The organism is Nonomuraea sp. K271, from assembly GCF_009908215.1.
GTDB lineage: Bacteria > Actinomycetota > Actinomycetes > Streptosporangiales > Streptosporangiaceae > Nonomuraea > Nonomuraea longispora.
In genome coordinates this window covers 1-8,936 of the sequence record NZ_JAAAHR010000256.1, presented here as the reverse complement: position 1 = coordinate 8,936, position 8,936 = coordinate 1, and the positions used below count along the sequence as shown (strand labels likewise).

Genomic DNA, 8,936 nt, shown 5'->3' with positions numbered 1-8,936 from the left:
TCGCGAGGCCCTCCCCGGCGGAGTGTCGCGGGATCCGGTTCGCCGGCATGGATGGCGGTCCGGCCCTTGCGGCCGGCCAGCCGATCACCGACACTTCCGGCGTGGACAGAGATCGGTTCGTCAGGTTCGCGGTGGTCATCGCAACTTCGTACTCACCCCTGTCCTGCTCGAAATGCTGGCCCGGTACATCGAGGGCGAGGAGTACGACGTCGCCCGCGCGGTCACCGTGGTCTCCGTGGTGACGGGAATGGCCCTGATCGCTCTGGTCGCCGGCAGGCTGCGCGGACGGCTTCCGACCATGCTGGTCACGGCCATGACCGTGATGGCGGCCGGGGGAATCGTGCTGGGGTTCGCGGCGGGGTTCGGGCCGGTCCTGTGGAACGGGCACATGCCCGGCGAACTGCTCGGCCTGTCGATGACCGGGATCGCCGCGTTCACCCTGCTGACCGGGACGTACCTGCTGGTGCTGTTCCGGCGAGGCCTGTACGTGCCGCACCTGGAGGCGACGGCGGGCCCGTCGCCCACCACGACCAAGCGCAAGGTGATCGGGCGAGTCGGAGATCCTGATCCGCACCCAGCCGGAGATCAGCGCGGCGCTGGAGAAGGCGCTCGCGAGCTGCGTCTCCCTGATCGACCCAGGACGACCTGCACTTCGTGGCCTTCTTCGGCCCCGGCGGCTGCGCCTTCTACAGCGACGTGCTCGACGACGGCGACCTGCAGCACTTCTTCCACGAGACGTCGGCCGAGGAACGCAGGCTGTCCTACCTCAAGCTGGGCCGCCAGCTCGAGTGGATCGGGCAGCGGCTCGACACGCACCTTAAGCTGCTGGAAAGCGGCACGGTGATCAGGACCGTGCTGGACGTGGAGCGCGGCGCGCTGTTCCACTACTGGGTCGACCACGGCCGCTACGTCGTGGGCGTCACGCTCGACCAGCGCAAGGTCGGTGAGGCCGACGACAAGATGGCGAAGCTCGTCGACACGATCCGCGGGCACTTCACGTTGCCGCCCATCAACCAGCGCAGACGGCCCGAGCCGGGCGGGAACGTGCGCGCGCTCAGGAAAGACCAGGCGTGGCCGGGGTCGGGCTCCTGACGGGTGACGAATCAGCCGTCCCGCATGGCGTAGAACGGGTGACGTGCCCGGAGCCGGATCCGCGTGCCGGACGACGCGTGGAGGGCGTTCGTCACCTATGGGGAGGTCATGGGGAGGACCGGCGCCCCCACGGGAAGCGGCGACGCCTGCGGGGCGGCTCCACCCGGGCGACGGTGACGCCGCTGAGCTCGCCCACGGTGCCGGACTCGACCGCCGCGAGCGCCGCCAGCGTCTCCCCCTCGATCACGAACTGCACAGGACCGGCGACGTCCACCACGACCGCCGCCGCCCGCTCCTGCACGGCGGCCTGGCAGACCTGGAGCGCGGTGGCCTGGATGGGGCGGGCGTCCGGACGCCACCTGGCCAGCGCGCCGGCGCCGGTGAACGCGAGCACCGCCTGCCTGCCGTCCTGCCCGACGAGCTTGGGGAGGGCCATCTCGCTCTCCTTCTCCTGTCGCAGCCCGTGCGCGCCGACCTCGCTCTCGGTCAGCAGGGCGACCACGGGCACGAGCAGCCTGGCGCCACTCAGCGCGGCCAGCACCTCGGCGTCGCCGGCCGTGCCGGCCTCGTAGGCGGCCAGGGCAGCGGCGACGGCGGGAGCGGCGCCACCGTCGTCGTGGGGGTCCAGAGGTTGCGGAATGCTCGGCACAACCCCCGAGACTACCCGCGCTGGAGCCTGGCGAGGATCGGGTGGACGGTGCCGCTCGGCATGCCTGTCAGCTCCACAGTTCGAGCCCGTACCGGGCCTGTTCGGGGCAGTCGAGGAAGCGCGGAGTACCGCCGGCGTGGGCATGGTCATCCGCGGCCTGCTCGGCATGGCTCGGACTCTGGACAGCTACGGAAACCGCGTACCTGGCGTGGTGGTGACATCATGAACCCGATGCGGATCGCGCGCCTTCCCCTCGACGAGCAACTCGCCGCCCTGCCCCGCGTGCTGGGCAGCAACCCCGTGCTGACCGCCGTGCTGCACCAGGCCAGGACGCTCGGCCTGCCCGGCTGGTGGGTCGCGGCGGGCGCCGTCGTGCAGACCGTCTGGAACCACGTGACCGGGCGTGACCCGGGCTACGGCATCAAGGACTACGACCTGATCTATTACGACCCGTCCAACCTGTCGTGGGAGGCGGAGAACGAGGTGATCAGAACCGGGCGGCGGGTGTTCGGCGACGTGCCGGTCGAGATCCGCAACGAGGCCCGGGTGCACCTGTGGTACGAGGAGCGGTTCGGCGTGCCGTGCCCGCCGTACGACAGCACCGAGGACGCGATCGCCTCCTTCCCCGCCACGACGTGCGCGCTGGGCGCCCGGATCACGCCGGCGGGCGAGTGGCGACTGTACGCCCCCTACGGCGTGTCCGACGCCTTCGACCTGCGCCTGCGTCCCAACCCGAGGCTGGCGCCCCGGCAGGTGTACGAAGCCAAGGTCGCCCGCTGGACCAGGGACTGGCCCGAACTCACCGCCCTCCCCTGGCCCTGACGGCACCGGCCGCGGCCACGCCGGGCCCCATCACCGCGCGAACGGACTCCCGGGTCACGTCGCGGCGACCGGTCACGGGTTGAACCACGGTGCAGGGCCGGCCGTGCGCTCCGTGACGGCGGCCGGCCGGTGAAGGGTCAGAGTGCGTTCTCCTGGAGGGCCCTCAGCCGCCTGCGGCGGGTGGCTGGGCCCGGCGAAGCCGTAAAGGCTGACAGAACATCAGTCATGGACGGAGATGGCGGCGACGGGACCGCCTCCGGAGGGGCCCTGGTGGACGGCGGCCACGGAGACGAAGACGGCCGGGTCGCCCGTGACCGAGGCCGCGACTCCGCCCACGGTCGCCTTGATCTGCCGGTGCCAGTGCACGTCGGAGTCGTCCAGCATGATGTTGCGCCGCCCGCGCACCCGCCCTGAGGGGTCGGCCTCGCACTTCATGAACACGTTCACCAGCCGTTCGCCGAGGTCGGACGGGTGGGGGCGTTCGGGCAGCGGCAGCCCGGAGTCCCTGATGGCCTCCCAGATGCCGTCGGCGTCGAGGGCGTCCTTCATGACGCTGTGGCCGATGCGGTAACGGCCGCCGATCCCGCGTACGTTCCCCACCAGCACGATCTGGGCCCGGTCGAGTTCCACGCCCGACGAGCAGGAGGCCACCGACGAGTAGAGCGACAGGTCCTTGTGGATCTGGTCGGCGCTCGGCATGTCGATCTCGCCGAGCGCGACGGCGATGCCGAGGGCGGTGGTGGAGTTGGACAGGTCCATGGAGGGGCCGGTCTCCTCGATGGCGGTGTCCTGGCCGCGGCTCTTGGCGTCGGTGATGGTGGCGAGGGTGAGCAGCGGCGTCTTGGTCTGTACGTAGTGGACGTCGCGTGGGTCGTCGATGCCGGCGATCTTCATGGCCTCGCGCACGCCGGCGGCCACCTTCTCCACCATGGCGGGCCTGCCGATGTCCTCGGGGAGGATCACGTCGCTCATCGCCACGCCCACCGACAGCCGTGGCTCGTCGGAAGGGGGCGCGTCGGCCGTGGTGGCGAAGACGGTGGCGTGCGGGCTGAGCACTCCGTCGGTGCCGCCCGACCAGACCAGCGGCACGTTGTCCGGCGCCGGATGGCCGTGTTCGGCGAGCACCTCGCGGAAGGCCCGGTCGGCGAGGATGCGCGTGTAGTCGTTGACGCCGCCGTTGCCCTCGGTCTTGCCGATGACGGCGAGCACCCGGCCGGCTTCGATCACCCCGTCGGCGATGAGCCGTGACAGTCCCGAGGCGTCGGTGACGCTCTCGATGGGCACCTTGCGCACTTCTATCGGGTCCGGCATGCGAAGCCCCTTCTTCCCGGTCCTTTCCCCCTGTCCTGGCGACGCTAGCCGAGCCGGTCAGCGGGGTTCATGGTCAATGTCTGCCCAGGAACGCCGCGGACGATGTCAACCTGCGCTGAGCGGCGGCGGTAGGGTCGCGCATGTGATTCGCGAAGCCCATGTCAACGGGATCAAGCTCGTCTACCGTGAGGAAGGCGATCCCTCCGCTCCCGCGCTCCTGCTGCTCCATGGACGCACCGCCGACCACAACGACTGGAACGGCATCACCCAGCATTTCGCCGCCCGCTATCACGTTCTGGCGCCCGACCTGCGCGGGCACGGCGCGAGTGAGCGTCCCGGCGAATACGCGGTTCCCGCCATGGCCGACGACGTCGCCGCGCTGCTCGACGACCTGGGCATCGAACGCGCCACGGTGGTGGGGCACTCGCTCGGCGGCATCGTGGCCTACCTGCTGGCCATGGGCCGTCCCGAGCGGGTGGAGCGGCTGGTGCTGGAGGATCCGCCGCAGCCGTACCCGATCGGCAACCGCCCGCCGATCGTGGAGGACGGGTCGACGGCGTTCGACTGGCGGATGGTGCACCAGACGGAGCGGCAGCTCGTCGCCCCCGACCCCGCCTGGCGGGAGGGGCTGGCGCGGATCACGGCGCCGACGCTGGTGGTGTCGGGCGGAGCGGCGAGCCACCTTCACGCGCAGGATGTGGCGGCGCTGATCCCGGGGGCCGAGCTGGTGACGATCGAGGTGGGTCACCTGATCCACGTCACCGCGCGCCGCGCGTTCCTGCGTGCGGTGGACGAATTCCTGAACGGCGCGGCCGCGGCTTCCTGATCGCCTGGCCGCTGCTCGGCTCGATCACCACCGGCTCCCTGATCGTCGGGCCGGCTCCCGACTAAACACACCTGGCCGGGGCAAACGTGACATTGTGCCGAAGATCCGCCAAGGTGGAGAGGTGCGGACGAAGCTCAGCGATCATGTGAAGGAACGGCTGAGCACGTTCGGCCTCATGGCGCCGTCCATCGCGCAGTGCGCGGTCGGCGCCGCGCTCGCCTGGCTCGTCGCCATCGAAGTGCTCGGCCATCCGCGGCCCATCTTCGCGCCGATCTCGGTGCTCATCTGCGTCGGCGTGGGGCTCGGCCAGCGCCTGCGCCGCCTGATCGAGATGGTCGTCGGAGTCAGCCTCGGCGTCGGCGTGGGCGACCTGCTGGTGTCCTGGATCGGCTCGGGCGCCTGGCAGCTCGCGCTGGTGGTGGCGCTGGCGATGGCCGTAGCGGCACTGCTCAACAGCGGGGCGCTCTTCGTTGCGCAGGCCGGATCATCGGCCGTGCTGGTGGCCACCCTGGTTCCCGGCGAGGGCGTGGGCGGCCTGGACCGCATGGCCGACGCGCTCACCGGCGGCATCATCGGGATCGCGGCGGTCGCGCTGCTGCCCGCGAGCCCGTTCGTGATCGCCGCCAAGCACCTTTCCGGGGTGCTGGACGCCCTGTCGACGATGCTGGAGCAGGCCGCGGCGGCGATCGAGAAGCGGGACGTGGACCTGGCCGCCGAGGCACTGGAGGAGGCGCGCCACACGCAAGGGGCCGTGGAGGAGTTCGAGGCGGCCCTGAAGACCAGCAAGGAGATCGCCATGATCTCGCCGGTGCACTGGCACCGGCGCGCCCGGCTGGCCCGCTACGAGACCGCGGCCGTGCCGGTGGACCTGGCGCTGCGGAACGCGCGGGTGCTGATCAGGCGCACGCTGGCCTCACTCGGGGAGGTCAGCCCTCCCCCGGCCGCGCTGGCCGAGGCCATGCGGGAGGTGTCGGAGGCGGCGCTACTGCTGCAACTGGAGCTGGGGGCGGGCCGCGAGCCGACGCTGGCGCGCCAGGCGCTGCTCGCCGTCGCGGCCAGGGAGAGGCCCCCGCAGCTCGGGTTCTCCGCCCACGTCATCATCGCGCAGCTGCGGTCGGTGGTGGTCGATCTGCTGCAGGCGACGGGGATGGACAACGAGGAGGCGACGGCCGCGCTCACCCCGCTGGACGAGCCGAGCGGCGGCGGCCCCCGCGGTCAGTGACCACCCGTCGGGACGAACGCACGCAGCACGTCGGCGATCTCGCCGGCCTCGGTGAGCTTGCCCGAGGCCACGGCGATGACGAGGTCGTAGGCCTCGTCGTCATCGGCCGGATCGAGCTCGATGCCGTTGCGGGCGAGGAAGACATAGGTGAGCAGCCAGCCTGTCCGCTTGTTGCCGTCGACGAAGGGATGGCTGGCGAGGATCGAGTGGAGCAGGGCGGCGGCCTTCACCAGCACATCGGGGTAGGCGTAACAGCCGAAGAGCGACGTGCGCGGCCGCAGGAGTGCCGCCTCGATTAGCCCGAGATCCCGCACCTCGACCGGGCCGCCCACCGCGATCCTCGCACGCGCAGTGCCTGCTCCAGGCTGATGTATCGGGTCACTCGCCTGTATCGGGTCACTCGCCGAGCCTTCGCAGCAGGTCGGAGAAGCGCTCGGCTCCCTTGCGCGCGAGGTCCTCGGTGATCTCGTCTTCCGAGGCTCGCTCCAAATAGTCGTCAATTGCACGCAAAACGACCTGCTGCATGCTCGCCCCTCGGCGTCCGCGCGCTTGCGGAGGGCTTCGGCCTGCTGGTCGCTGAGGCGAAGGGTCATGGCCATGCCCCTCATCGTAGGCTCGTAGCCGAGGAGTGGTATCATCGCGATACCGCAATCTCATCTTACCCCGTGCAATCGCGCGATGACACAGACTTTACGGTGGGCGCGTCAGGACGACAGGCGCTTGAGCCGGGTCACCGCCTCTTCGATGACCTCGTCCTTCTTGCAGAAGGCGAACCGTACGAAGTGCCGCCCGCGTTCGGGATGGTCGTAGAAGACCTGCGTCGGGATCGCCACCACCCCGGCGAGGTCCGGGAGCCGGCGCGTCAGCTCCAGGCCGTCGTCGAAGCCCAGCGGCCGGATGTCGGTCTGCACGAAGTAGGTGCCCGCGGGCTTGAGCACGGACAAGCCCGCCGCCGCCAGGCCCTCCATGAGCCGGTCGCGTTTGTCCTGCAGCCCCGCCCGCAGCGCGGCCACCCACTCCAGCTCGTGCCGCAGCGCGTACGCCACCGCCAGCTGCCACGGGGCGCTCGCCGTGAACGTCAGGAACTGCTTGACCGTCTGCACCGCCGTGACCAGGCCGGGCGGCGCGCACACCCAGCCGGTCTTCCAGCCGGTGACCGAGAACGTCTTGCCCGCCGACGAGATCATCACCGTGCGCTCCCGCATGCCGGGCAGCGTGGCGAGGGGAATGTGCTCGACCTCGTCGAAGGTCAGGTGCTCGTACACCTCGTCCGTCACGGCGATCAGCCCGCGCTCCCGGCACAGCTCCGCGATGACGGTCAGCTCTTCCCTGGTGAACACCGTGCCGGTGGGGTTGTGCGGTGAGTTGACCAAGATGGCCCGGGTGCGCGGCGTGACGGCGGCGCGCAGTTCGTCGGGGTCGAACGTGAAGCGGCCGTCCCGCGGCCGCATCGTCACGGCCACCAGCCGGGCCTGGGCCAGCGCGATGGAGGCGGCGTAGGAGTCGTAGTAGGGCTCGAACGCGATCACCTCGTCGCCCGGCTCGCACAGCGCCAGCACGCTCGCCGCGACCGCCTCGGTGGCGCCCACGGTGACCAAAATCTCCCCCGCCGGATCGTAGGAGAGGCCGTAGTGGGCCGCGCGGTGCTCGGAGACCGCCTGCCTCAGGTCGAGCACGCCGGGCCCTGGTGGGTACTGGTTGGCGCCCGCGCCGATCGCCTCGACCGCGCGGTCGAGCATCGCGGCGGGCCCGTCGGTGTCGGGAAAGCCCTGGCCGAGGTTGATCGATCCGGTCCGCACGGCCAGCGCGCTCATCTCAGCGAAAATCGTCGTGCCGAAGGCGCGCATCCTGGAAACAAGTGGTTCGGTCACGTGCCCACACTATTAGTCTCGTGCCGTGATCTCTCGGGTCGTGCTCGCCCTCGCCCTCACGGCGGCCCCCTCCATGACGCCCGGTATGACCCCCGCCGCGCCGCCCGGAGTGGCCGCGCGGTACCCGTGCCCGGTCGCCATGCCGCCCCGCACGACCTGCGCTTTTCTGGAGGTCCCCGAGCGGAGGGACGTGCCGGGCCGCACGATCAAGGTGGCGTACGCCGTGCGCGTGGCCGGCGGCGGCGACCGCGGAAACGATCCGGTGGTCTTCATGGGCGGAGGGCCGGGGTCGGCGTCGTTGGAGACGATGTCCGTGCTGAGCGCGATGTTCCCCGATCGCGACGTGGTGACGACCGAGCAGCGCGGCGGCCTGCGCTCCGAGCCCTCGCTGGGCTGCCCTGAGACCGCGCAGGCGCTGCTCGGGCGGTTGCGGCGGCCTCCAGCCGATGTGGGCGCCGCCGCCGTACGGTGCCGCGAACGGCTTGAGGAGCAGGGCGTCGACCTGCGGGGTTACCGCATGCGGGAGATGGCGGCCGACGTGGTGGCCCTGCGCGAGGAGCTCGGGTACGACGCGTGGCACCTGTTCGGGGTCGGTCATTCGACCAGGGTCATGGCGGCCGTGGCCGCGGCCGACCCGGGTGGCGTGCGCTCGATGGTGCTCGACTCGTTCCGGCCCCCGGGCGTGGCCCGCCACGACGGCGCCGACCGCGACCTCGGCGGCGCGCTGGCGCGGTTGGGGGTCGCGGAGCGGTTCGCGGCCGTGCGGGCCCGGCTGAACGCCTCCCCGGCCCGGGTGCCCACGACGGATCCGGTGACCGGGCGGGCTTTCACGGCCGAGGTGACCGGCGACGACCTGGCCGCGATCATGTTGAGGGCGCTGCGCGGGGCGGACGTGGCGGCGGTGGCGCCCGCGCTGGTCGGCGGGCTCGCCGAGGGGCGTGACGAGCTGCTGCGGCCGCTGGTCGACGCCGCGGGCGAGCGGATGGCGGCGCGCGTCTGGGGGCTGTATCACGCGGTGCAGTGCCAGGACGAGGTCCCGTTCAACACCTTCATCCCAAAATCCCGACTTTTCACCATAAATGCGGATAAAGCGGTGTGCGATGCTTGGCAGGTGCCCAGGTCAGAGCCCGCGAACCCCACCCC

General features: G+C 71.2%; 11 protein-coding genes. 5 read left to right on the top strand and 6 right to left on the bottom strand.

The genetic code is table 11. The features are described 5' to 3' along the window. Positions 1-135: 135 nt before the first annotated feature. The gene (locus GUY59_RS44500) at positions 136-540 is read right to left on the bottom strand and encodes a hypothetical protein (protein WP_161715051.1); all 405 of its coding nucleotides are present in this window, start codon (positions 538-540) and stop codon (positions 136-138) included. A 114-nt stretch (positions 541-654) separates the two neighbouring features. On the opposite strand from GUY59_RS44500, the gene GUY59_RS44495 reads away from it, so the two are divergent. Beyond that, on the top strand, positions 655-1,092 hold the full coding sequence (locus GUY59_RS44495) for a hypothetical protein (RefSeq protein ID WP_138208234.1): 438 nt from the start codon (positions 655-657) through the stop codon (positions 1,090-1,092). 106 nt (positions 1,093-1,198) lie between these two features. Here GUY59_RS44495 and GUY59_RS44490 read toward each other — a convergent pair whose 3' ends face one another. After that, a complete protein-coding gene (locus GUY59_RS44490; protein ID WP_138208233.1) occupies positions 1,199-1,741 on the bottom strand; it encodes an SseB family protein in 543 nt (180 codons plus the stop codon). A 231-nt stretch (positions 1,742-1,972) separates the two neighbouring features. On the opposite strand from GUY59_RS44490, the gene GUY59_RS44485 reads away from it, so the two are divergent. After that, a complete protein-coding gene (locus tag GUY59_RS44485) occupies positions 1,973-2,563 on the top strand; it encodes a nucleotidyltransferase family protein (RefSeq protein WP_138208232.1) in 591 nt (196 codons plus the stop codon). A 219-nt stretch (positions 2,564-2,782) separates the two neighbouring features. On the opposite strand, the gene GUY59_RS44480 is transcribed toward GUY59_RS44485, so the two are convergent. Then, entirely contained in the window at positions 2,783-3,874 is a 1,092-nt protein-coding gene (locus GUY59_RS44480; RefSeq protein ID WP_138208231.1) for a ring-opening amidohydrolase, read from the bottom strand. A 142-nt stretch (positions 3,875-4,016) separates the two neighbouring features. Between GUY59_RS44480 and GUY59_RS44475 the strand changes: the two genes are divergently transcribed. Continuing rightward, positions 4,017-4,700 carry an alpha/beta fold hydrolase gene (locus GUY59_RS44475; RefSeq protein ID WP_201762083.1) on the top strand — a complete coding sequence of 228 codons (684 nt, stop codon included), beginning with the start codon at positions 4,017-4,019 and terminating at the stop codon, positions 4,698-4,700. A 121-nt stretch (positions 4,701-4,821) separates the two neighbouring features. Beyond that, complete coding sequence (locus tag GUY59_RS44470) at positions 4,822-5,922, top strand: FUSC family protein (protein ID WP_138208229.1); 1,101 nt, start codon at positions 4,822-4,824, stop codon at positions 5,920-5,922. Here GUY59_RS44470 and GUY59_RS44465 read toward each other — a convergent pair. The 3 genes from GUY59_RS44465 to GUY59_RS44455 form a co-directional block, all read right to left on the bottom strand. Then, entirely contained in the window at positions 5,916-6,254 is a 339-nt protein-coding gene (locus tag GUY59_RS44465) for a type II toxin-antitoxin system death-on-curing family toxin (protein WP_252375235.1), read from the bottom strand. The two genes, GUY59_RS44470 and GUY59_RS44465, sit on opposite strands and share 7 nt — an antisense overlap. Before the next feature lie 64 nt (positions 6,255-6,318). Further along, positions 6,319-6,447, bottom strand: coding sequence for a hypothetical protein (locus GUY59_RS50380; RefSeq protein WP_269129091.1), 129 nt, complete (start codon positions 6,445-6,447; stop codon positions 6,319-6,321). Positions 6,448-6,626: 179 nt separating this feature from the next. Then, entirely contained in the window at positions 6,627-7,793 is a 1,167-nt protein-coding gene (locus GUY59_RS44455) for a pyridoxal phosphate-dependent aminotransferase (protein WP_138208228.1), read from the bottom strand. A gap of 25 nt (positions 7,794-7,818) precedes the next feature. Here GUY59_RS44455 and GUY59_RS44450 point away from each other — a divergent pair. Beyond that, on the top strand, positions 7,819-8,936 hold a 1,118-nt coding region (locus GUY59_RS44450), incomplete at its 3' end, for an alpha/beta fold hydrolase (RefSeq protein WP_138208227.1).

Excerpts from the sequence above, each read along its gene's own strand:
- GUY59_RS44485 (WP_138208232.1), top strand. The coding sequence starts at position 1,973 with ATGCGGATCGCGCGCCTTCCCCTCGACGAGCAACTCGCCGCCCTGCCC.
- GUY59_RS44480 (WP_138208231.1), bottom strand. The coding sequence starts at position 3,874 with ATGCCGGACCCGATAGAAGTGCGCAAGGTGCCCATCGAGAGCGTCACC.
- GUY59_RS50380 (WP_269129091.1), bottom strand. The coding sequence starts at position 6,447 with ATGCAGCAGGTCGTTTTGCGTGCAATTGACGACTATTTGGAGCGAGCC.